The sequence below is a fragment of the Hathewaya massiliensis genome (assembly GCF_902143515.1).
Lineage (GTDB): Bacteria > Bacillota > Clostridia > Clostridiales > Clostridiaceae > Hathewaya > Hathewaya massiliensis.
Map to the genome: position 1 here is coordinate 13,197 of NZ_CABFVD010000009.1, position 24,477 is coordinate 37,673.

Genomic DNA, 24,477 nt, shown 5'->3' on the forward strand with positions numbered 1-24,477 from the left:
TCACTTAATCTATATGACTAAAGTAATATTTCTCCTTTTAAGTAGGATATAGCTATTTGAGTTCTGTGTTCTAAGGAGGTTTTATTAAGTATAGAAGATATATAATTCTTAACTGTACCTTCAGAAATATAGAGGGTTTTGCTTATCTCTCTATTAGATAGTCCTTTTGATATAAGCTTTATAATATCACTTTCCCTCTCTGTAAAACTTTCTTTTCCATAAAGAGCCTCTTCATTCTCCTTAGAAATATAGGTTTTTTCTTTAAGTTCCTCTTTAATTATGTTCATTATATCTTTTTCAACTATAAATTTACCACTATGAACCCTTTTTATAGTTTCTTTTATCTCTTCTGGGGAATTATTTTTTAATATATATCCACTAGCTCCGTTTAATATAGCATTTCTTATATATTCTTCTTCTTCAAAGGTGGTTAGAATAAGAACCTTGGTTTTTGTATTTTTGCAAATTTCAAAGGTAGCTTCAACTCCATCTACTTTTGGCATCCTAATATCTATTAAGGCTACGTCTATGTTTTCCCTTTTACATATATCTATTGCCTCAATTCCATTACATGCTGTAAAAACCTTTTTAAAATCTGGTTCTATATTAAGAATTATCTTAAGTCCCTCTGTAATTAGAGCATCGTCATCTGCTATTAAAATATTCATAGTCGCAATCCCCTCCCTATTTTAACCCTATATATGTCACTGTTCTATAGGAATTAGCATTACTACAGAAAAGCCTTGATCCCCATAAAATAAGGCTTGCCCCTTTAAATCTACTGCCCTTTCTTCTATGCCTAAAAGTCCCATGCCCTTTTTAATTTCCTTGCTTCCTATACCATTATCCTTTATATTTAACCTTATAATTTTATTTAGTACAGATATTTCTATATTTATTCTGCTGCATTTTGAATATTTTATAGAATTTGTTATGCTCTCCTTTACTGTAGGTATAATATTACTCCATTGAATATAATTAATTTTTTCTAAATCTCCGTAAGAACTTAATGAAATATTAACCTTATTTTTTAGTTCTGCTTCTTTTATTATTAATTTTAAATTATTAATTCCTATTTCTTCTCTCTTAGGTTTTACAAGTTTTAAAGTTTCCCGTATTTTTTCCATACCCTCTTTTAAAACTTCTATTACTTTTTCATTAATTCCTTTAGCCTTTTCTATTTCCTCTATATTTAATAAAACCCTTTGAGCTTCAAGTTGCATTATAGATCCTGCAAGAGTATGTCCAATATTATCATGAATGGATTGAGAAATTTTGTTTCTTTCATTTAATATATTTAAGTATTCCATATGATCTATATATTCTTCTTTTTTTCTAAGCTTTTCATTTAGATTATGATTTCTTTGTCTTAAATCCTCTTTATCAAGAATTAATCTCTCTATGTTCTCTTTTCTTTTAAAGTAAAAAGAGTTCAAAATCATACTTATAAAAAATATTAAAAGGAAATCTTCCCTAAGCTCTGTGTACTCTATATAAATAAAAAGAATTAATGAGAGGGTTATAATAAATTTATGGTTATAAAATTCTAAAATTAGGAAAAGTGTAGATGGGAGAAACAGAAAAAATATACTATTTTTAAATCCTAATATTAAAACATAAATTAAGGTTATTAAAATTAGGATTTTTTTATTGATCCCTTTATTATTCACATAGTAAAGAAGTTTTAAAATCACATATAAAATTAATGCACATAAGAATAAAGTGGAATTATAAGTTCCACTTTTAAATTTAACAAATATAGCATATAAGGTTATTATAAAATCCACTAATACTATTTCTAAATTCATTTTAACATTCCTTGTGTTTTTACTTTATTTTAAAATCCTCTAATTTTAAATAGTGAAATAATTAAATCTGAAACATAAGCACTTGGTATATGAACTAAATAAGTAAATATTGAGGCTCCTCCTGGTAAAATTGGAAGAGTACAAATTATAAATATTATAAGACCGTATCCTTCTATTCCTCTTGGCAATTTTGCTGTAAAGGATGGGAATAAGTCATCTAATATATGGAAGCCATCAAAACCTGGTATTGGGATTAAATTTAAAAAGCATAAAAGTACATTTATACTTAATCCTAAATAAAGAATTACTATAAACATTCCATATATATCTCCGCTAATATTTACAAAGTTAGTTAATATAGATAATATTATGGCACATCCTAAAGCTCCTACTAGATTTCCTAGTGGACCTGCTAAGGATACTTTTAAGTCATCTTTTCTATAATTTTTATATGCTGTAGGGTTAGTTTGTACTGGCTTTGCCCACCCAAATCCAACCAAAAGAATCAATAAAAATCCTAGTGGATCTGTGTGTGCAAAGGGGTTTAGAGTAAGTCTCCCTTGGTATTTTGGAGTGTCATCCCCTAACTTATATGCAGTTATAGCATGGGCAAATTCATGTACGGTAAAAGCAAGTAAGATACCTGGTATAGATAATATCTTAGGTAATAAGCTAGCTAAATTAAACAATAGTATTCCTCCTTAAAACTCTTTAATAGTGTCCATATTGTCCTAAAAATTCATTTTTAATAGCATTTCCTTTTTTATATAAATATCCTTGATTATAAAAAGTTATGAAATCTCCTTCCATATAGGTTATAGATTCTGTACGACCATTGGTTAGGGTTATAGAATTTTGGAATTTATCTATAATATATACCCCTCCATGACTGCTAACCTTTATATTTTGTTCTTCTACAGAGTTCTTTAAATCTATAGTTGACCAACCTTCTATATTGTCATCTCCCTGTGAATAATAGATTTTATAAACCTTACCATTTTTAATTCCACCCACATAGACAACTCCCTCTTCATTACATCCAAGAAGGACTAATTGGTCTTCACCTTTTATTTTTATTTCTTTTCCTGAATTAGCTGGAAAATCTAAGTAGTATATTTTATTATAAACTCTATCTTCGTATAAAAGCCTATCTTTACTTGGGATTAAACTAATCTTATCTATGAAATATTGCTTTGTATCTAAGGCATATATGTTTTCAGATATATCTATTCTATAAATACTACTTCTATCACCTTTATGTACAATATTTATATATATTATACCAGTTAGCAGAGATACTTGCACATCATTTACATATGCAGGATTTTCTTCATAAGAAATATCCTTTACTCTTATTTTTTCTTTATTTACTGCATCATAATAGTTTATGGTAAATACTGCTTCTTTATCTTTAACGGTCTTTTCAATAATTATCATTCTGTCCCTTGCCGGAACCCAATTACAATAAGCAAGTTCAACTCCCTTATTAAAAGGCAATTCTACTTTTTCATTATTATCCATATTTTGAATTTTAAGTATATTGTTTTCAGTATAACTTATATATTTGCCATTGTATGAGGTGTTTATATTCTTCCAGTTACCGTTTATAGGAACATTAATACTTCTAATCTTATTATCTTCTACAATAGCAAGGTCTTTTCTATATATTCTTATGTTTTCTTTCTTCATTATATATCTATCTGCTAAATAATATATAGGAAGCTGAATTACTAAGGCTAAAAATATCCAAACCATTATTTTTTTTGCTATTTTCATCTTATCACCTTATTTTTTTATTTTTTCTTCTCCACGTATAATATAGAGGGTACTGCCCTTTCCCCTAAAATATTATATGGTTTATTTATAACTTGCCCTTTGTAATACATTGTAGTTGAATATCCCCCATCAAGATTTGTAGCATTAACCACTCCTAGTTTTAACATAATATCTTGAACATCTTCTAGAGTAGCTCCAACACTATCTAACTTTCTTCCCTCTAAAACTAGCATAACCATAGAGCCATCCTTTTTTTGACCTACAGCACTTCTAGGGGCTATTCCCCAACCTCCATGATCACCTAAGGCTGTTTTCTTACCATTTATAATAAGAGCTGGTCCAAAACATATGGCTTCCTTTACATTCTTTTTCACTAACTCATTATAACTGTAATATCCAACTAAAAGTTCTCCTTTATCTGTGAAGGCAGTTACATCTTGTTTATAATCTAAGTCTCTAGTATCACTAAATATAAGTTCTCCTTTTGAAACTATCATTCCCTTTGGAGCTCCTCCTGCACCAGTCCAAACTACCTCTGTGGTATCCTTAGTAAAAAAGCCTCCACCATTAATAGCCGCTTCTGCATCATTTAATTTTGCAATTTCACTAGTGCTTTGTCCTTCTTTTTTTAATTTGTCTGTATATCCAACTTTTACCCTAGTTGGATCATCAACTACCATAGCTAGACCTTGAAACTTTCTTGCCTTAACTTCAAATAAATCAATTGTATTGCTCTTATTCTTTTTTATCTTAACTATATTTTTATCATTATTTATATAAGAATTTTTAGCATCACCTGAAGACATCATCTTTGCAATACTCTTATCTGACATATACATTTTAGTAAGCCAAGTAAAACTAGATGATGTATATGCACTTTGAGCTACTATACTCTTTAAATTAGCAAAGGGTCCACAAAATATTAAAGTAGGTCCTGTAAATAATATAAATATAATTTGAAAAAATATAAATATAGATGCTTTGCTAATTATCCTCATTTTTTTATGTTTTTTCTTTTCCAAGTGTACCACCCTCACTTAGTTATTTTTGTAATTTTTACCTATGTAATATTAGAATACAACAGAAAAGATTATACCACAAGTTTAAGATTTATTTTATAACTTATTTTAGTTTTAAAAGTTTTTTAATAATAATGTAAGAATAAATATAGAAATGAGTATTAGAGCCCATAGTCAGGGGATAAAAACTATATTAAATTAGCATTAATACACTATTTAATATAGTTTAAAAAGCATATTAAAAAATATTGACATGCTTGTATTATTTATGTTAAAATTATAGATTTGATTATACTGAGATAATATGTTATAATAGATATAAATCATCTATGGAGGTGAAGATATTGTTTAAAATTGGCGATAGAGTTGTTTATCCAATGCAAGGCGCAGGTATAATTAAAAGTATTGAGGATAAAGAATTTTTAGGGCAGACTCAAAAATATTATATTATAAAAATGTTATCTAATAATATGGACATAATGATACCCTTAGAGAAGATATCAGATTCAAATTTACGTCCTGTTAGTGATATATCCACATTAGATAAAATATTATCTGATTTTAGTACTGAAGAGTCAACGGAGGAAAATGAGCTTTCTTCCAAGCAAAGATATAATATAAATAAAGAAAAAATTAAGTCTGGTTCTTTAAGTGATTGTGCAGAGGTTATTCATGATTTAGTCCTAATTAGTAAAGATAAGACTTTAAATTCAAGTGAAAAACAAATGCTTAACTGTGCTAAGAAATTTTTAATTGATGAAATAATCTTAGTTAAAAAAATTTCTGAGAGAGAAGCTGATAATCTCTTAAGTAAATTAATTAGTTAATTCACATATTATAGCTGGTACAAACATACCAAGTAATCTATTCAAACTTCTTACCTTACTTCTACAACTTAATGAAATAGTTTACATATAAAAATATAGAATACTTAACTTATATTCAAATGGGATTGCCAAGTTTTGTGAGACTTAAAATATCTAGGTGAAACTTAGAAATTCTAACTAAGATTTTACCAAGTCTTATAAAATAGGCGATTCTTTTTTTATATATTGAATTTTAAAAAGAAATGTTGTAAAATAATTGAATCTCATATAATAATTTAAATTTAATTGTTAATTTTTTTTGACAATAAATAATTTTTATCATATACTATAATTAATTATATAATAATCTATTATAGTAAGGATGATGAAAATGAACAATATAGCAACGATTTTTAAAGAAAAAAATTTAAAACTTACTCCTCAAAGAATCGCTGTTTATAAATATCTAAAATCTACTACAGAACACCCTTCTGCCGAAACCATATATAAAGCCCTACAAGAAGACTATCCAACTATGAGTTTAGCCACTGTATATAAGGCATTAAAAACTCTTGTAGAAGTTAACTTAATAAAGGAATTAAATGTAGGCGAAGGTAACTTTAGATATGATGGTAGCATGAAGGAACATCCTCATATACAGTGTGTGAATTGTGGTAGAGTAGATGATATCGAAGGTATTACTTTTTCTACTTTGAATGAAGAAATAGCACCTTATACAGATTATAATGTTTTATCTAACAAATTATATTTTTATGGTGTATGTAAACATTGTTTAAGTATTAAGGATTCTGAGCTTTAATGCAAAAATGTTGTTTCATAATGTATATTAGACCTAAGCAACACAAAAGCCGTGGATAAACGAGATATAAAATTCCCTTTTATCCATGGCTTTATTTATTCCATGATTATCCGCCCTAATACTTCCATGGCACTCTGTAAAAGTGATTCCTACAAAATCTAACATTGGAGACCTCTGTTTTTCTTTAAAGTGAGAGAAAAGAGCTTATTTTTTTATTTCTTCTTTTAAGTAATTTTCTTTATAATTTCCCTTTAATATATCTCTTATGGAATTTTCTATAGCTTTTCCAATATCTTTTGGCAAGTTGTCTTTGTATATAATATTAGAAGAATTACTTTCAAACAAATTTTCTACCATTTCTCCCTTTAAACCTGAATAGCTTTTATTACTTTCTTTATTTCCTGTTATATATCCTAAATCTTTTAATTTATTTTGAAAATCCTCACTAACTACAAACTTTAAAAAATCTTCTTTTCTTTCTTTATTTATTCCATTTACTGTTGAAGAAATTAAAGTATTGCTATAAACTGGTCTTATGATTTTTTTATCACCTATTTGCCCCATACTTTTTATTATATCTACTTTGCCCCTATTTACTTTATCAGCAAAAAACGAGGTGGTTATCATAATCGGATGATCTCCCTTTAAGAAATAATCTATTTCCTTTTCATCTATCTTTTTAAAGATTTCTTCTTTCATATATCCTTCTTTTTTATACTTTTCGATTTCTTTTAATGTATCTTCCAAGCCTTTATAGTTCACATATTCTTCCTTTTTATCTGTATAATTTCTAACTAAATCCTCTCCGCTTATGCTTTCATCTAAGAATATAGAAAATAAAATCTCATATATACTAAGATCCTCATTTAAAATATATGGAACTTCTATGTTTTTATCGCTACATAGCTTTAAAAGCTTAATATAATCCATGAAATCCTTTGGTTCTTGTACTCCCAGCTTAGTTAGAGCTTCTTTATTGTATACGAACTCTACAGTATATGGAATAATTTCTACAGCATAATATTTATCTAATATTCTTCCATAACTATTATATACCTCATAAAATTTTTTATTTAACTCTTCACTATTATACAATTCTTGAATTTCTCCTAAGAATCCTTTTTTGTTTAGTGAAATAGCTGTATCTCTATTACCAATTATTATATCTATGTTTTTTCCACTTTCAAACTCCTTTAAAACTCCATCTTTCTCTTCCATACCGTTTACAACTTTTACTTTTATATTTTTATTCTTTTCCTCATACTCTTTTACTAATAAATCTACTAATTTTAAAGAGTATTTATCTTTAAGATCTACATATATGTCTAAGTTTAAAGCTTCTTTTTTCTTATCCTCTTTTTTACATGAAACTAATGTAAATGAAATAGTGATTAATAATATTGTAATAAAAATCCTATTTATCTTCTTCAACTTATCACCACCTTAAAATATTGCTTAGTTTTATTGTACCTCTATTAATTAAATATATAGGTCATACATATAATTAATTGGAGGTGATTTACATGAAATTAAGGAATTCTTTAAATTTTAAAACCTTATTTTCCATAATTTTTGTTTTAAGCGCAGTTTTTATTTTGTATACCTTATTTAGAAATAATACTAGGACTACTTTTAGTATGGTAGACAAGAATGAAATTATTCAAAAGGATCTAACAGGAGATGGTAAAAAAGATATATTATATATCAAAAGAAATAAAGATAAGTATTATCTACAAGTAAACACCAAGGATAAAACATATCAATTAGATCCTAGCAAAAATTTAAATACTTTAGGAACACATTATGACTTCTGGCCCATGAATGTAACTTTAAAAGACATTAACAGGGATAATGTTCCTGAAATAATTATTCAAGGTAACGAAAAAGAAGCACCTATATCACACATATTTTCTTTTGATAAAGGAAATTTTGAAAACATATTTAGTTCCAAAAACAACATCTTGGGTTTTATTGATACTAAAAGTAACCAGACCCCAAAGTTTTTATGTGGAAACTACTATAACGAAGAAATCTTTTTAAAAAACTATATGCTAGTTAATGGGAAACTCTTAGAATTTAATTATAATAATCCAAAAAACTTTTTAGGTTCTGAACTTATACGTGATATTATTACTTTATTTATTAAAGAAGATGATGATGATAATATAAAAGAAAGGGTAGTATCAAACATAAATGAAAGTTTAATTACACCTATATTTAAAGAAAAAAATAGTGGCTATAAGTTTAAATTCCAAGATGCTTCTTTTGAAGATGTAGAATGTGATAAAGATGGAAATTTACTTAATTTAAAATGGATATTAAACTTTAAAGGTACCATGGAAGGAAAGGATACTCAAATAACTTTTCAAGTAAACTTGAGACGTGAAAAAGATTCCAATGATAAGGAACACAAATATAAGGCATATTACTTTCAAAAGAAAATATAAAAGGACCATAGGGTCCTTTTATATCCTTTTATGTTTCCTCTTGGAGTTTTTATACAATCTTTACAAAACACTCATAAGGTTTTTATAGATTAACTTTCTATTAACTTAAAATCTAAGGCCTATTTTAAAATTTTAATTTACCTTTACTTCTTCTACATATACATCTTGTATTAAGTCCTCTGCTTCTTTCATTTCCATATTTTCTTTTACTACCTCTACTTCCTTAATCCTCTCAGGTTCTTGTTCTTCTTCATAATACTCTTCATAGTGTCTGTCATAAACTTTCACTATTTCCTCTAAAAATTCCATATCTTCTCCACTTAAAAGCGAGCTTACTATATTTAAAATTTTTGAAGATGGATATACTTTTTCTCCAATTTTTATATTATTATTATCCTTATAAATATGTTCAAAGTTAACTACTTTATTATCTTCTTTTTTATCTTTATCCTCATTTGCCTTTCTTGGTGTATGAAGATTTAATTGGCTTAATATATCCTTAACCTGTTCTTGGTCTACATTTTTAACTAAATCACCTATATCACTTTCATTTAAATTCTTTAGTATTTCTGTAAAACTATCTTCAACTTTCTGACCTTGCATTGAAACTTTTTCTTTTTTATTTCCACCTAATAACTTCGATAATATATTAAAATCTAAGTTTGTCAAAACTTGAAGTAAGGGATTCTGTGTTAAATTTTGCATAAACCAACCTAAAGGATTGTTTGTTATGTTTCCATTGCCCTGTACAGGTCCGTTTCCATTCATTATTCCATTTACCATATTACCCATTATATTTGGCATCATATTGGGCATCATGTTATTCATCATATTATTCATCATGTTTCTATTATTCATATTATTATTCATATTATTATTCATATTATTAATATCATTATTAGGATTGTTATTAGGACCGCCAAAGTTGCCCATATTTTCTGAACTATTATTGTAACTTTCATTATTTATATTATGTTGGTTGTTTTGATTTTGCATCATATTATTCATCATATTATATCCGTTAATATTTTGGTCTTGCATACTATTAGGATTTTGGTTCTCCATATACCTTCTTTCTTTTTCATACTTTTCATACTTTTTATGCTTTTTTCGCTTTGACATTATATCACCTCTCTAAATTTATTAAATAAGGAGGGCTGTAAGCCCCCCTTATTTAAAATTTCTTAATTAAGCACAAGGATTACAGCATGATAAATAGTAAAGTGCTATGATAAACAATATACCTTTATCTATCCCAAATGATCTATTGCAATCATCATCGGATCCTTCGCCGAATAAACGATCTTTTTTTCCAAATTGCAATAATATTAATATTAATATTATAAAGCATGGAAAATTACAGCAACTATTCCCTACACCTGCTGGTGCTACTCCTGTGCCCATAACTGGCATAACATAAGGATTGCTATCCATTCTGCGTTTACAGCAACATCTTGACATATAAAACACTCCTCTCTATTTTAAAATTTACTCTATATTTTCATAAAACTCTTATTCTTTTAAATTATATTAAGCACATGGACTGCAGCAAGATAGATAGTAAAGTGCTATAATAAAGATTATACCTTTATCTATACCTCTTTCGCGTCCTCCTAATGAACAGTCATCATCACAATGTCCTCTTCTCTCACCATTAAATTGAAGTAATATTAATATTAGAATTATAAAGCATGAAAAACTACAACATCCTTTACTAGCTCCTAAAATCCCTTGATTTCCACACCCTGGTCCTGCATAAGCTGGTGATACATAGTTTGGAGCTGTATAAGCTGGTTCTACATAAGTTGGTTGCATATACATTGGTTCACATGAATGTTTACAAACTTTTTTACACTTACAATGACATCTTGACATAAAATTTCCCCCTTTTAATTTAAAATTTAATTACAACACTCTTTTCCTCGTCTAAATAGACCGTCTCCTAGAAAACTTCCAAATCCTCCTCCACTACAGCAACAAAATATTATTAGGATTATAATAATGCACCATATTCCTCCAAAGCCACCTATACCGCAACCATAAGGGTTGTAAGGCGGTGGTAAATATTGAGGTTGTTCTTGATTTAAGCAATCATTACAGCATTCGCAGCATGAGTCACAGCAATCAAACTCTGGCTCACAATCACATTGACATTCACAGCGATATTTTTTATATTTTCTCCAAGCTTTTCTGCATTTTTTCCGTTTTTTCCTAGAACAACAACAATCACATCCACTATCATCACAAGGATTAAATTTGTTACATGGTTCACATTTGCAACAACATTCTGTATAACAATTTTCATTGTTATATCCGTAGTTTGGATAAGGTTGTGGATATGGTCCTTGATTACGACCTCCAAATCCAAACAAGTTTCCAAATGGTGAGCCTAAGCCTTGTCCGTAACCTCCACTACAACAGCAACATAGTAGTATAATAAAGAGTATAATTAAACCTATACTTCCAAAGCCGCCACCTGAAAAACCATTCATCATTCTGTTTACTGCATCTTCGTCTATATTCCCATCACACATAAATTGATTTAACATACTGTTTAGATCCATGGACTTTCCCCCTTTCAGAAGATTTTATTCCTTAAATTTTTTTCTTTTGTTCTAGGCTTTTCTTAAGCCTTATACTACATACTATTCTCTACATAAACTTTTGACACAAAAGATAATAAAAAAATTAATAAAAAAAAAAAATAATAAGAGCCATAGGATATTCTAATACCCTATGGCTCTATGCTTAATTAATTTACTCATCTACTTCAACACCCTTAAAAATTTCCTCTATAACTTCATCTACTCCAAGTTTCTTTAAGGATGAAAATTGAAATATATTTTGTTCCTGCGGTAAGTTTAAGGTTTCCCTTATAATTTTAAGATTTTTACTTATTTCATTTCTTTTAAGTTTATCTATTTTAGTTGCAACTATAATAGGTTCTATGTTAAAGTGATTTATCCACTCATACATTAGGACATCATCTTCCGTAGGTTTATGTCTTGAATCTACTAGAAGAATTATCTTTTTTAGGTTTTTCCTATTTACAAGATACTCTTCCATGATTTTGCCCCACTTTTGTTTTTCTGTCTTAGATACCTTGGCATAGCCGTACCCTGGTAAATCAACAAAGTGATATTTGTTATTTATTAAAAAGAAATTTATTAGTCTAGTCTTTCCTGGAACTCCACTAACTTTAACTAATTTTCTTCTATTAGTTAAGGTATTTATTAAAGAAGATTTTCCTACATTAGATCTTCCAACAAAAGCAACCTCAAATGTATTCCCCTCAGGGTATTGTTTTGATGTTACTGCAGAAGACATAAACTCAGCTTGTTTAATTCTCATATTTATTCTCTCCAATTAAAGCATTATTAATTACTTCCTTAGCATTGCTTACAGTTATAAAATCAATTCTATTTTTTATTGCTGCGGGAATCTTATTAATATGCTTCTCATTTTCCTTTGGTATTATAATTGTATCTATGCCTGCTCTATAAGCAGATAAGGCTTTTTCTTTAAGTCCACCTATTGGAAGTACTCTACCAACTAAGGTGACCTCTCCTGTCATTGCCACGTTATGTTTAACTTTCCTTCCACTTAAAGCTGATACTAATGCTGTTACCATGGTTATTCCAGCAGAAGGTCCATCTTTAGGCACTGCCCCTTCAGGTACATGAATATGGATATCCGTATCCTTATAAAAATCTTCCCTAATTCCAAATTCTAAAGCATTTCCTCTTACATAACTATAGGCAGTTTTTGCAGACTCTTGCATTACCTCGCCAAGCTTACCTGTAAGCTGCAACTTTCCATTTCCCTTCATTGTGGTTACTTCAACAGGTAGTGTGTCTCCACCATATGCTGTCCAAGCAAGTCCTGTAACCACTCCAACCTTATCTTCCTTATCTATAGCATCATAAGTAAATATTTCTGGTCCTAAATATTTTCTAACATGATTTACTGTAATATTTAGGTTTTCCTTCTTTTTATCCTCTAATTCAGTTATAGCTTTTCTAATTACAGAAGATAATGTTCTCTCTAGATTTCTAACTCCTGATTCTCTTGTATAATTTTCAATAATAACCTTTATTGAAGCATCGGAAATATTTATAACTCCATTATCTACATTGTGTTCCTTTAGAGATTTTGGAATTAAATATTTAGTTGCAATATTTAACTTTTCATCAAAGGTGTACCCTGAAACTTCTATAATCTCCATTCTATCTAATAATGGTCTTGGTATAGTGTCCAATGTGTTTGCAGTAGTTACAAACATTACCTTTGAAAGGTCAAAATCTAATTCTAAATAGTGATCTCTAAAAGTTGAATTTTGTTCTGCATCTAAAACCTCTAATAGAGCATCTGCAGGATTTCCTCTGAAATCATTGCTCATTTTATCTATTTCATCTAATAAAAATAGTGGATTTTTAGACTTAGCCTGTTTCATTCCATATATAACTCTTCCCGGAATTGCTCCTACATAGGTTCTTCTATGGCCTCTAATTTCAGCCTCATCCCTAACTCCACCTAAAGACATCCTAACAAAACTTCTGTTTACTGATTTTGCTATGGACTTTGCAATAGAAGTTTTACCAACCCCTGGTGGCCCTACAAAACATAAAATTGGTGCATTTAACTTAGGACTTCTTTTTCTAACTGCTAAGTACTCTATAACCCTCTCCTTAACATCTTCAAGTCCATGATGATCTTGGTCTAAGATTTCTCTAGCCTTTTTAATATCTAAAGTATCCTTAGTTACTTTGTTCCATGGAAGATCTAGTACCCAATCTAAATAAGTTCTTATAATAGAAGCTTCTGAGGAATAACCTCCAGATAATTTTAATCTATTAAGTTCGTAAAGAGCTTTTTCTTTTACATCTGTAGGAAGTTTTGCTTTTCTAATTTTTTTCTCATATTCCTCTATCTCTTTAGTTTCTTCGTCCTCTTCTCCTAATTCTTCCTGTATTGCTTTAAGCTGTTCTCTTAAAAAATATTCTTTTTGAGATTTTTCAATTTTACTTTTAACCTTAAGACCTATTTTCTTCTCAACCTTTAAAACTTCATTTTCATTTAGTATTAATTTTAAAAGCTTTTCTAATCTATCGTATACATCTTCAATTTGTAGAAGCTCTTGTTTATCTTCATTTTTTAATATTAAATATGAAGCTATACTATCTGCAAATCTGCCCTCTTCCTCCATTTCCTCAAGAGTAAGTACAGATTCAGTAGATACACTTCCAGATAACTTAACATATTCTTCAAAAGAAGTTTCTACTAATCGTATCATAGCTTCCATTTCTACTTCTTCCTTTGAATACACATCTTCTATTTCCTTTATATTAACTTTAAAGAAAGGTTCTTTTTGTTCATAGTTAAGTATTTTAGCTTTATATTTACCTTCTACCAATACCCTAACAGTATCACCAGGTAGTTTTAATAATTGCTTAATTATACAAACAGAACCAACCTTATATACATCCTCTTCATCAGGTTCTTCTGTCTTTGCTGCCCTTTGACTTACAAGAAATATTTCTTGGTCTTTTACCATAGCCTCTTCTAAAGCTTTAATTGACTTTTCTCTTCCAACATCAAAATGTATAACCATATTAGGGAATACTGTAATTCCTCTTAATGGTATCATGGCCATAACTTTATTTGTATTCTCTATTTCTACTGTGTTTTTTTCTGATTTTTTTTCCAATTCTTCTCCCCCTAACTACACCTAAGTAAATAATCAATTTATATAAACAGAGTTTTCCACTTTAGAGTGAATTTTGCCCATCATGAAGCTTATAACTCCTTATCCATAGACCTTACTGCCTCTAATTACACTTTAAATAAGATAATAGCATTTTAGAGCAGATAGTCCTAAGATAACTTGAAATATAATTTCTATTTTAAATTAAAACTAAACACTTTGACTAATACATTATACCTATAAAAGTATACTTTTTCAATTAACTTTCAATATTATCTTTAAAATTTATACCTCGTTATTATAATTTTAGTCTACTTCTAGAACTTTCCCAATAATAATATATTTTTATTCTATATTCTTAACTATTCTGTATTCTTTCCAAGTTTTAAATTTCATATACTTAGAAATCCTTATTCAGGTGCATAGCCGCCCTTCGATGCCACTTTGAATAAAATGGAAGTATTAGAGCCACTAGTCATAGGGTAAAAATATTAAATAAAAAGGGTGAGAATATTTTCTCACCCACTAAATCTATTGTAAACAGAGTTCTTAGTTTCAGAGGAACTCTTTACTCCCAATTTAAATAATATGAGAGTTTAGAGCAGCTAGTCATCAGACTAAGCTGTTTCTGGTCCTTTTAGCTCTTTCTTTTTCCTAGGTTTTACTATAGGTGTTCTAATTCCACCTTCAGCAATTTCTAACTTAGGTTTTTTATCTTTAATTGTATCCTCAGTAATAATTACCTTTTCAATGCTTTCATCTGAAGGAATCTCAAACATTATATCTTTCATAGTTTCTTCTATTATAGCTCTAAGTCCTCTTGCACCTGTATTCCTATCTATAGCTTCCTTTGCAATGGATATAAGTGCTTCTTCTTTAAACTCTAGCATTACATTATCCATTTCAAATAACTTTGTATATTGTTTTACAAGTGAATTCTTAGGCTCTTTTAATATTCTAACAAGTGCCTCTTCCTTTAGAGATTCTAAAGTAACTATAATTGGAAGCCTTCCTACAAATTCAGGTATTAAACCAAATTTCAAAAGATCTCCAGGCATAATATCCTTTAATAATTCTCCAACATCTTTTTCAGACTTTGATTTAACTTCAGATCCAAAACCTATAGAAGTCTTTCTAGTTCTCTTTTCTATAATCTTATCTACTCCAGCAAAAGCACCACCACATATAAATAATATATTTGATGTATTTATTTGAATAAATTCTTGATGAGGATGCTTTCTACCACCTTGTGGTGGAACAGCTGCAACAGTTCCTTCTAATATCTTAAGCAAAGCCTGTTGAACCCCTTCTCCAGATACGTCTCTAGTAATAGATGGATTTTCAGACTTTCTAGCAATTTTATCAATTTCATCAATATAAATTATACCTTTTTCTGCTCTTTCAATATCGTAATCTGCATTTTGAATTAATTTAAGCAAGATGTTTTCAACATCTTCTCCAACATAACCAGCCTCAGTTAATGTTGTAGCATCTGCAATAGCAAAAGGTACATTTAAAAGTTTTGCAAGAGTTTGTGCAAGTAGAGTTTTTCCTGAACCTGTAGGTCCTAGTAATAATATATTACTCTTTTGAAGCTCTACATCCTCCATGCTTACATTGGAACTAATTCTTTTGTAATGATTGTATACAGCAACAGCAAGAGATTTCTTTGCCCCTTCTTGCCCTACTACATATTGGTCTAAATACTCTTTTATTTGAGAAGGCTTTGGAAGATTTTCAAGATCAATATCTACTCCTTCATCTAACTCATCTGCGATTATTTCTGAACATAACTCTATACATTCATCACAAATATAGACACCAGGACCTGCTATTAATCTTTTTACTTCTTCCTGACCCTTACCACAAAAGGAGCACTTTAGCTGTTTCTTGTCATCAAATTTCGCCATCTCTACACCTCACTAAGGCTTATTTCTTATCTATTATAACATCATCAATTAACCCATATTCTTTTGCTTCTTGTGCAGTCATAAAATAATCTCTTTCAACATCTTGTTTAATCTTCTCTAAGGGCTGACCTGTTCTTTCACTTAAGATTTGATTTAAAGTATCTTTTATCTTTAATATACGTTTTGCATGTATATCGATATCTGTTGCTTGCCCTTGGAATCCACCTAATGGTTGGTGAATCATTATCTCACTATTTGGCAGTGCAAATCTCTTTCCTTTAGCTCCTGCTGTAAGAAGGAATGATCCCATTGATGCTGCCATACCAATACAAATTGTTGATACATCAGGTTTTATATATTGCATTGTATCATAAATAGCCATACCTGCTGTTATGGAACCTCCTGGACTATTTATATAAAGATAAATATCTTTATCTGGGTCTTCTGATTCTAAGAATAATAATTGAGCTACAATTAAATTAGCTGAAACATCAGTTACTTGTTCTCCTAAAAAGATTATCCTATCCTTTAATAATCTTGAAAAAATATCGTAAGATCTTTCTCCTCTGCTTGTTTGCTCTACTACAACTGGTACTAAACTCATTTTTATTCCCCTCCTTTAATTATATAGCAAAATTCACTAATAATTAAATTATTGACCAATAATTTAAGTTTTATTAAAATTTTATCATTTTTAACAAAATTTCTTTATTTTTTAAAAGTTGCCAGAATATTTTTCTGGCAACCCTAATTAACTTGATTAATATTTACTAAGCAATTGTCTTACTATCTTTAACTAACATATCAATAACTTTTTCATTAACGATATCTATTTTTAATAGATTTCCTTGTGACTTAGCTATTAATTCTGCTGTCTTTTCAATATTTTCTTCTCCATATTGCTTAGCCATTTCTTTAGCTTTTTCATTTATTTCTTCTTCAGTAGCTTCTATTTTCTCAATTTCAGCTATTTTACTTATTACAAGTTCAGTTTTAACTCTCTTTTCAGCATTTTCTCTCATGAATTCTCTTACTTTTTCTTCTGTGTTGTTTGTATATTCATAATATGCTTCTAAGTCTAATCCTTGATACTTTAATCTCATTTCAAGATCTTTTAGCATCATATCTATTTCTTTTTCTATCATAACTTCTGGGATTTCCATTTTTGCATTTTCACATACTTTATCTATAACAGCTTCTTCTAATTCTTTTTTAGCTCTAAAATCGTTGATTTCCTTCATTTGTTTTACTAAATCTTCTTTATATGCTTCTAAAGTTTCAAATTCAGAAACTTCCTTTGCAAATTCATCATCTAAAGCTGGTAATTCTTTAAACTTAATGTTATTTATTTTAACTTCAAATTTAGCTTCTTTACCATTTAAATCTTCTCTACCATATTCTTCTGGGAAATTAACTACTACTTCTTTTTCTTCTCCTATTTTTAAACCAACTAATTGATCTTCAAAATTATCTATGAAAGAACCAGAACCTATTTCAAGCTCATAATCCTTAGCTTCTCCACCTTCAAAAGCAGCTCCATCCACATATCCTTTAAAATCTATTACAGCTATGTCTCCCTTTTCAACAGCGCCATCTTTCTTTTCTTCTATTCTTGCATTGCTGTCTTGAACAGATTTTAATCTTTCTTGTACTTCTTCTTCAGTTACCTCATAAGAAATTTCTTTTACCTCAACACCCTTGTACTCTGCAAGTTCAACCTCTGGATAAGTAGAAACTTCTGCTTTATATATGAAGTCTTTTCCTTCTCCAATTTGAACTATGTCGATTTGTGGGTAGTCTACTGGCTTTATGTTATTTTCAGATATTGCTTTTGGATATGTATCATCACAACAGTAATTTATAGCATCTTCATAAAAAACACCTTCGCCATAGAATTTTTTTATGATTTGCATAGGAGCTTTTCCTTTTCTAAATCCTGGTATGTTGAATTTCTTTACATTTTTAGCGTAAGCTTTTTTCATTGCTTCATTAAATTTTTCAGCTCCAACTGTAATTTCAAGCTCTATAATATTTTTTTCTTTCTTTTCAACTTTAACGTTCATCCTTATACTCCTCCTACTAATATGAATCCATATTCTAACTAAGTTATTATAACATAGGTATAGAATTCATACAACTATATACATATATTCTTCCTAATATTAAGCACTTCTTTAATTATATACTATTTACTAAGGTTTTTACAATTAAAAATTGTTCTTATTTAATATTTTTAATATATAATTTAAACTTTCTAAATATGCTCTAGGTATTCCTTAGCTTTTAAAAGTTCCTCATAAGAAGAAAAATTTTCTCTATAAACTTCTATGATTGCTCTACCATTATACCCCATTTTCTTTAACCTGTCTAAGAAGAGTTTAAAGTCAACCTCTCCTGTACCAGGTAATAAGCAAGTGTTATTTTTATCTTTATCATTTATGTGGATATTAACTAGCCTATCCCCCATAACCTTAAGATATTTATAAGGTGATAAATTAGCTTTATAAGCTTGTTTTATATCTAAAGTAAAATATACTGGATTTTTTATCTCCTCTTTTAAAAACTTTAGAAACTCTAAATCCCCTGACTGACACCAAGCTACATTCTCCTGTGCAAGTTTTATATTATTTTCAAGAGCTATATAAGATAATTCTTCGTAAACTTCCCCTATTAATTTTAGCTTTTTACTATTTAAAGCAGTAGATTTCATACCATGAAAAGTGTAGTACTTAGCCCCAACCCTCCTTGCAAATTCACAATGCCTTTTAAAATATTCTATCATATCCTTTCTTCTTCTTTCGTATGAATCGAAAAGATAAAATTCAAAGGTAGCACAAAAGGCGTGAAGGGATAGTATTTCAAAATCATGCTCTTCTTTTTCACTATTTAATTTATATAAAAATTCTTCACTATATTCTGAAGGGGTATTTATAAAAATTTCACCAAAGTTAAAACCTAAGCTTTTCATAATACCTATGCTATCCTCTGTATTTACTTCAGGATAAAAATTAGCAGAAGATAAACCTATATCCATATAATCTCCCCTTAATTTGAAATACTCCCATCTTCACTTAAAAGATATTTCTTACCATCTAAATTCACTTCTAATTTATTATCTTTAATATTTCCAAAGTTAGCTTCATATCCTCTTAATCTACCATCTTTTAAATAATAATGAGAGTTACTTTTAATGTCATACACCCAAATAAAATAACGGTATTTATTAGATAAGTTAGGAAGTTTACTTAAATAGAATACCTTTTCATTAAAAAGCCTTGGTTTTTCAACCCATATAAAATTAGGATCTGAGGTCATCCACTTATCTTTATCTATTTTGGCTCCTTTATTTGTGTAATGAATTTTTCTTGTAATCTCTGTAGACTTTCCATCTACATAAATCAAATACATATCTTTAAGCTTATTATTAAAAATTAAAGATGATTTTTTATCTTTACTTAGTATATATTCTAATTCATCTATTTTTTCAATTTCTTTAAATGTTTTTTCTCCTTTTATTTCTTCTACCTTACTCCTAATTTTTAAATCATCTTTTAATTTAAATTCTATATTATGAATCTTTTTTTCTTCAACTTTAGGTTCCTTCTTAATCTCCTTTTCCTTAATTACATCATTTTTTGCTTCTATTTTATTTTTGTTATTACCCTCTATATTCTTAGAGATTTTTTCTTCAGTACTATTGTGACCTTTAAATACATTTTTAAGTAAGTTCCCATTATCCTTTATATATGAAGGTTTTATAATTAGTACTCCTAATATAATTATGACAACTATTACCACAACCCAAAATATAATTTTTCTTCGCCTAATCTTTCTTAACTTTTTTTCATAATCCTTACTAAATATACTAGGTTTTTTCAACTACACTCCCTCCTGTTAACATATTTTCTGTACTATAATATTATAACTCAAATAATTAAAAATAGCAGTTGTATTATCCCAAAAGTTTTTATTTAAATATTCGCCATAATTTTTCTTTATTTTCTAATAATCCTCATAAAATTACAACAAAAAAACTTTCTAAACCTCACAAAGAATTTTTTCTCTCTTTAAATTTAGGAATGCTTATAAAGTAATGTAAGACTAAGACTTTGAAAAGATGTGAATATTACAATTGGTAGCATCTAATAAAATTAGTAAGGTCTTAAATACATTAAATAGTCCATAGATGAAAGTTTATTTATATAATTAACTAATTTATTATTAACAAAAGTTTTAAAATGTTGTATAATCATATTGTATTATGGAATGGAGTTTCATTAACTATTATACGACTTTTATTCTATATTTTTACTGGCATTGTTAGTTTAATTAAAGTTTTAAAAATATATTCTTAAAACTTATTAACCTATTATATATAGTTTTATTTTTAGTATATGTATCCGTTCCAATAAAAATTAGGAGGGTTTTTTCATGTTTAAGCAATGGGAAGGTTTCAATGGTGATCTTTGGAAAAACGAAGTAAATGTTAAGGATTTTATCGAAAAAAACTATAATCTATACGAAGGTAATGAAAGTTTTTTAGTGGATGCAACTGAAAAGACTAAAAGGATTTGGGAAAAGTCACATCAATTAATTATAGAAGAAATAAAAAAAGGTGTTATTGATATTGAAACAAATGAAGTTTCAGGTATAAATAACTTTGCTCCAGGTTATATAGATAGGGAAAATGAGGTTATAGTTGGACTTCAAACTGATGCCCCTCTAAAGAGAATAGTAAATCCTTATGGTGGCATGAGAATGGTTGAACAATCTCTTAAAGCCTACGGATATGAATTAAATGAAGATATTAGTAAATATTTTAATAAATATAGAAAAACTCACAATCAAGGTGTATTTGATGCTTACACTGAAGGAGCTAGAGTTGCAAGACATGTAGGTCTTTTAACTGGACTTCCTGATGCCTATGGAAGAGGAAGAATTATAGGTGACTATAGAAGAATAGCACTATATGGTATGGACTTTTTAATAGAACAAAAGAAAAATGATTTAAAAAATCTTAAAGGGCTTGCTCTAGAAGAATTAATTAGAAAAAGGGAAGAAGTTTCAGAGCAAATAAGAGCTATGAAAGCTATGAAAGACATGACTATGTCTTATGGTATAGATATATCTGAACCTGCTAAGAATGCTAAAGAAGCAGTTCAATTCTTATATTTTGGATATTTAGCAGCTGTAAAAGAAAATAATGGTGCTGCAACTTCCCTAGGAAGAACTACTACTTTCTTAGATTGTTTTATTGAAAAAGACTTAAGAGAAGGAAAAATAACAGAAGCTGAAGCTCAAGAGCTTATAGATCAATTTGTAATTAAATTAAGACTTGTAAGACACCTTAGAACTCCTGAATACAACGATTTATTTGCAGGGGACCCAACTTGGATTACTGAATCAATTGCAGGAGTTGGAATGAATGGAAAACCATTAGTTACTAAAACTTCTTTTAGATTCATTCACACTTTAACTACTTTAGGACCAGCACCAGAACCAAATATAACTGTACTTTGGTCTGAAAAGTTACCTGAAGGATTTAAAAAATATTGTGCTAAGATGTCTATTGAAACTGATTCAATTCAATATGAAAATGATGATATTATGAGACCAGTATATGGTGATGACTATGGTATTGCATGTTGCGTTTCTGCTATGGAAATTGGTAAGAGGATGCAATTCTTTGGTGCTAGAGCTAATCTTGCAAAATCATTGTTATATGCAATTAATGGTGGATATGATGAAGTTAAAAAGGCTAAAGATGGTAGCTTAGAACTTGTGGTACCAGGCATTGAAAAAATTGAAGATGAAGTTTTAGATTTTAATAAAGTTATGTGCAACTTTAAAAAGGTTATGGAATATGTAGCAGGATTATATGTGGATACCATGAATACAATTCACTATATGCATGATAAATACGCATATGAAGCTGGCCAAATGGCTCTTCATGATACTGATGTTAAGAGATTTATGGCTTTTGGTATAGCCGGTTTATCTGTGGTTACGGACTCCTTAAGTGCTATAAAATATGCTAAAGTTAAGCCAATTAGAAATGAAGAAGGTATAACTACTGACTTTGAAATAGAAGGAGATTTCCCTAAGTATGGAAATGATGATGATAGAGTTGATGATATAGCTGTATATGTTGTTAAAAAGTTCTCTGAGGAACTTAAAAAGCATGAAACTTATAGAAATGCGGATCATTCACTATCAGCTCTTACTATTACATCAAATGTTGTTTATGGTAAGAAAACAGGTTCTACTCCAGATGGTAGAAAACTTGGTGAACCTCTAGCACCTGGTGCAAATCCAATGCACGGAAGAGATGAAAATGGTGCTTTAGCTTCATTAAACTCTGTAGCTAAAATACCATACAAAGATTTCTGTCAAGATGGAATCTCCAATACTTTCTCTATAGTACCTGATGCTTTAGGAAAAGATGATAAAACTAGAGTAAATAACTTAGTTTCTGTACTTGATGGATATTTTGCACAAAGTGCTTTCCACCTAAATGTAAATGTATTAAATAGAGACACTCTTTTAGATGCTATGGAAAATCCAGAAAAATACCCAACTTTAACAATAAGGATATCTGGGTATGCTGTTCACTTCAATAGATTAACTCGTGAGCAACAATTAGAAGTTATAAGCAGAACATTCCATGACTGTATGTAATTTATTTAATATAGGGCTGTGCTAGACACTTTCATCTAACACAGCCTAATATAAACTTAGGAGGGCCTTCTATGGTAAAAGGATTTATTCATTCTATAGAAAGTATGGGGCTTTTAGATGGTCCTGGCATAAGAACCATAGCATTTTTTCAAGGTTGTGCTTTACGCTGTTCATACTGCCACAATCCAGATACTTGGAAATTATCTACTGGTAAGGAGTATACTCCTACTAGCTTAATAAAGGTAGTAGAAAGATTTAGGCCTTACTTTAAAAATTCCGGTGGAGTCACCTTCTCTGGTGGAGATCCTTTAATGCAACCAGAATTTTTAATCCAGTGCTTGAAATTATGTAGAGAAAAAGGAATACATAGTACAATAGACACTTCTGGTATTGGTATCTCTGATTACTATGAAGAAATATTAACCTATACTGATCTGGTACTCCTTGATTTAAAGCATGTAGATGAGGAAGGATTCAAAAACCTAACCGGCCATAGTATGGAAGAGCTTAATAAATTTCTAAAGACCTTGAAAAAAGTTAAAAATAAAGTTTGGGTAAGACATGTTATAGTTCCTGGAATTACAGACTCAGAGGAACACTTAGATAGATTAGCTGAATTAATTAATACAATAGATAATGTAGAGAGAGTTGAATTGCTACCTTATCATACCATAGGCGCTCATAAATACGAGCAGTTAAACATACCTTATAAATTAAAAGATCTACACCCTATGGACAAGGAAAAAACAAAGGAACTTCAAAAATATCTGGAATCTAAACTTATAAACCTAAAAAAATAATACTTTTAAAATGGCTGTGTTAGACATTTTTGTTGATATGAAGTGGCTTTCATATCGACATTGTTTTCTAACACAGCCCTAACTTTTATGCATCTATTTTTCCCTGATATTTTTTATGTTACATAAAAGTTTTTTATTTTATATTTCTACTGCCAGGTTTTATGTATTCTAGTCCTTTTTTGCAAAGTGGACATTCTTCTTTATCATAGCTTTCAATTTCTAATTCTACACAGCTATATACTGGTAACTCTAGGTTTGATACACCTCTGTTTACTATACAAGCAATTCCTATAACTTCTGCTCCTAAGCTCTCTAAAAGCCTTGCTGTTTCCATAGAGGATTTTCCTGTGGTTACTACATCTTCTGTGATTAGGACTTTTTGGCCTTTTTCTATATGAAAACCTCTTCTAAGTTGCATTTCCCCTTCTACTCTTTCAGTAAAAATTGAAGGTTTTCCTAGTTGTCTTCCCATTTCATAGGATACTATTACTCCTCCCATAGCAGGTCCAACTACCATATCAAAATCTAGTTCTCTTACTTTTTCACAAACTACACTTAATACTTTTTCAGCTTTATCTGCATATTGAAGTAATTTTGCACATTGACAGTACTTATCACTATGTCTTCCTGATGATAATAAAAAATGCCCCTCTAATAGTGCTTCACTTTCTTTAAGTATTTCTATAACATTAATATCCATAATTATATT

At 29.1% G+C, this 24,477-nt stretch carries 23 protein-coding genes; 5 read left to right on the forward strand and 18 right to left on the reverse strand.

All coding sequences use genetic code 11. The features are described 5' to 3' along the window. Positions 1 to 17: 17 nt before the first annotated feature. From FNZ64_RS14095 to FNZ64_RS14115, 5 genes are all read right to left on the reverse strand, one after another. Complete coding sequence (locus tag FNZ64_RS14095) at positions 18 to 668, reverse strand: response regulator transcription factor (protein ID WP_142415648.1); 651 nt, start codon at positions 666 to 668, stop codon at positions 18 to 20. A gap of 36 nt (positions 669 to 704) precedes the next feature. Further along, positions 705 to 1,442: a sensor histidine kinase gene (locus tag FNZ64_RS14100; protein ID WP_185903806.1), complete on the reverse strand. Its 738-nt coding sequence runs from the start codon at positions 1,440 to 1,442 to the stop codon at positions 705 to 707. A gap of 395 nt (positions 1,443 to 1,837) precedes the next feature. After that, positions 1,838 to 2,497, reverse strand: coding sequence for a site-2 protease family protein (locus tag FNZ64_RS14105; protein WP_142415650.1), 660 nt, complete (start codon positions 2,495 to 2,497; stop codon positions 1,838 to 1,840). A gap of 22 nt (positions 2,498 to 2,519) precedes the next feature. Next, on the reverse strand, positions 2,520 to 3,584 hold the full coding sequence (locus FNZ64_RS14110) for a hypothetical protein (protein WP_142415651.1): 1,065 nt from the start codon (positions 3,582 to 3,584) through the stop codon (positions 2,520 to 2,522). Between the two features lie 17 nt (positions 3,585 to 3,601). Further along, positions 3,602 to 4,606, reverse strand: coding sequence for a phosphodiester glycosidase family protein (locus FNZ64_RS14115; RefSeq protein ID WP_142415652.1), 1,005 nt, complete (start codon positions 4,604 to 4,606; stop codon positions 3,602 to 3,604). A gap of 332 nt (positions 4,607 to 4,938) precedes the next feature. Between FNZ64_RS14115 and FNZ64_RS14120 the strand changes: the two genes are divergently transcribed. Both FNZ64_RS14120 and perR read left to right on the forward strand, forming a co-directional pair. Then, on the forward strand, positions 4,939 to 5,430 hold the full coding sequence (locus tag FNZ64_RS14120) for a CarD family transcriptional regulator (protein WP_423244958.1): 492 nt from the start codon (positions 4,939 to 4,941) through the stop codon (positions 5,428 to 5,430). A gap of 370 nt (positions 5,431 to 5,800) precedes the next feature. Further along, positions 5,801 to 6,229 carry a transcriptional regulator PerR gene (gene perR, locus FNZ64_RS14125; protein WP_142415654.1) on the forward strand — a complete coding sequence of 143 codons (429 nt, stop codon included), beginning with the start codon at positions 5,801 to 5,803 and terminating at the stop codon, positions 6,227 to 6,229. A gap of 204 nt (positions 6,230 to 6,433) precedes the next feature. Here perR and FNZ64_RS14130 read toward each other — a convergent pair whose 3' ends face one another. Then, positions 6,434 to 7,660, reverse strand: coding sequence for an ABC transporter substrate-binding protein (locus FNZ64_RS14130; protein WP_142415655.1), 1,227 nt, complete (start codon positions 7,658 to 7,660; stop codon positions 6,434 to 6,436). Positions 7,661 to 7,752: 92 nt separating this feature from the next. Here FNZ64_RS14130 and FNZ64_RS14135 point away from each other — a divergent pair, with 92 nt between their 5' ends. Beyond that, a complete protein-coding gene (locus FNZ64_RS14135; protein ID WP_142415656.1) occupies positions 7,753 to 8,676 on the forward strand; it encodes an FG-GAP repeat domain-containing protein in 924 nt (307 codons plus the stop codon). Positions 8,677 to 8,808: 132 nt separating this feature from the next. On the opposite strand, the gene FNZ64_RS14140 is transcribed toward FNZ64_RS14135, so the two are convergent. The 11 genes from FNZ64_RS14140 to FNZ64_RS14190 all read right to left on the reverse strand — a co-directional run bounded on the left by FNZ64_RS14140 (position 8,809) and on the right by FNZ64_RS14190 (position 20,169). Further along, positions 8,809 to 9,798 (reverse strand): hypothetical protein, encoded by a 990-nt coding sequence (locus FNZ64_RS14140; protein ID WP_142415657.1) that lies wholly within the window; start codon positions 9,796 to 9,798, stop codon positions 8,809 to 8,811. Between the two features lie 66 nt (positions 9,799 to 9,864). Then, on the reverse strand, positions 9,865 to 10,137 hold the full coding sequence (locus FNZ64_RS14145; protein WP_142415658.1) for a hypothetical protein: 273 nt from the start codon (positions 10,135 to 10,137) through the stop codon (positions 9,865 to 9,867). A 69-nt stretch (positions 10,138 to 10,206) separates the two neighbouring features. Next, complete coding sequence (locus tag FNZ64_RS14150) at positions 10,207 to 10,551, reverse strand: hypothetical protein (RefSeq protein WP_142415659.1); 345 nt, start codon at positions 10,549 to 10,551, stop codon at positions 10,207 to 10,209. Positions 10,552 to 10,577: 26 nt separating this feature from the next. Next, on the reverse strand, positions 10,578 to 11,240 hold the full coding sequence (locus tag FNZ64_RS14155; RefSeq protein WP_142415660.1) for a hypothetical protein: 663 nt from the start codon (positions 11,238 to 11,240) through the stop codon (positions 10,578 to 10,580). 193 nt (positions 11,241 to 11,433) lie between these two features. Beyond that, positions 11,434 to 12,027 carry a ribosome biogenesis GTP-binding protein YihA/YsxC gene (yihA, locus tag FNZ64_RS14160; protein WP_142415661.1) on the reverse strand — a complete coding sequence of 198 codons (594 nt, stop codon included), beginning with the start codon at positions 12,025 to 12,027 and terminating at the stop codon, positions 11,434 to 11,436. Beyond that, positions 12,017 to 14,350 (reverse strand): endopeptidase La, encoded by a 2,334-nt coding sequence (lon, locus tag FNZ64_RS14165; protein ID WP_142415733.1) that lies wholly within the window; start codon positions 14,348 to 14,350, stop codon positions 12,017 to 12,019. Before lon ends, yihA begins: the two co-directional genes overlap by 11 nt. 647 nt (positions 14,351 to 14,997) lie before the next feature. Continuing rightward, positions 14,998 to 16,290 (reverse strand): ATP-dependent Clp protease ATP-binding subunit ClpX, encoded by a 1,293-nt coding sequence (clpX, locus tag FNZ64_RS14170; RefSeq protein ID WP_142415662.1) that lies wholly within the window; start codon positions 16,288 to 16,290, stop codon positions 14,998 to 15,000. A gap of 19 nt (positions 16,291 to 16,309) precedes the next feature. Further along, positions 16,310 to 16,894, reverse strand: a complete 585-nt coding sequence (clpP, locus tag FNZ64_RS14175; RefSeq protein WP_142415663.1) for an ATP-dependent Clp endopeptidase proteolytic subunit ClpP — start codon at positions 16,892 to 16,894, stop codon at positions 16,310 to 16,312. Positions 16,895 to 17,060: 166 nt separating this feature from the next. Further along, on the reverse strand, positions 17,061 to 18,353 hold the full coding sequence (gene tig / locus FNZ64_RS14180) for a trigger factor (protein ID WP_142415664.1): 1,293 nt from the start codon (positions 18,351 to 18,353) through the stop codon (positions 17,061 to 17,063). Positions 18,354 to 18,544: 191 nt separating this feature from the next. Further along, positions 18,545 to 19,324: a sugar phosphate isomerase/epimerase family protein gene (locus FNZ64_RS14185; protein ID WP_142415665.1), complete on the reverse strand. Its 780-nt coding sequence runs from the start codon at positions 19,322 to 19,324 to the stop codon at positions 18,545 to 18,547. A gap of 11 nt (positions 19,325 to 19,335) precedes the next feature. Next, a complete protein-coding gene (locus FNZ64_RS14190; RefSeq protein ID WP_142415666.1) occupies positions 19,336 to 20,169 on the reverse strand; it encodes a hypothetical protein in 834 nt (277 codons plus the stop codon). Positions 20,170 to 20,721: 552 nt separating this feature from the next. On the opposite strand from FNZ64_RS14190, the gene pflB reads away from it, so the two are divergent. After that, positions 20,722 to 22,968 (forward strand): formate C-acetyltransferase, encoded by a 2,247-nt coding sequence (gene pflB / locus FNZ64_RS14195; protein WP_142415667.1) that lies wholly within the window; start codon positions 20,722 to 20,724, stop codon positions 22,966 to 22,968. Between the two features lie 71 nt (positions 22,969 to 23,039). Continuing rightward, entirely contained in the window at positions 23,040 to 23,768 is a 729-nt protein-coding gene (gene pflA / locus FNZ64_RS14200) for a pyruvate formate-lyase-activating protein (RefSeq protein WP_142415668.1), read from the forward strand. 133 nt (positions 23,769 to 23,901) lie between these two features. Here the strand turns inward: pflA and pyrE are convergent, their stop codons facing one another. Further along, entirely contained in the window at positions 23,902 to 24,471 is a 570-nt protein-coding gene (gene pyrE, locus FNZ64_RS14205) for an orotate phosphoribosyltransferase (protein WP_279233287.1), read from the reverse strand. Positions 24,472 to 24,477: the final 6 nt, after the last annotated feature.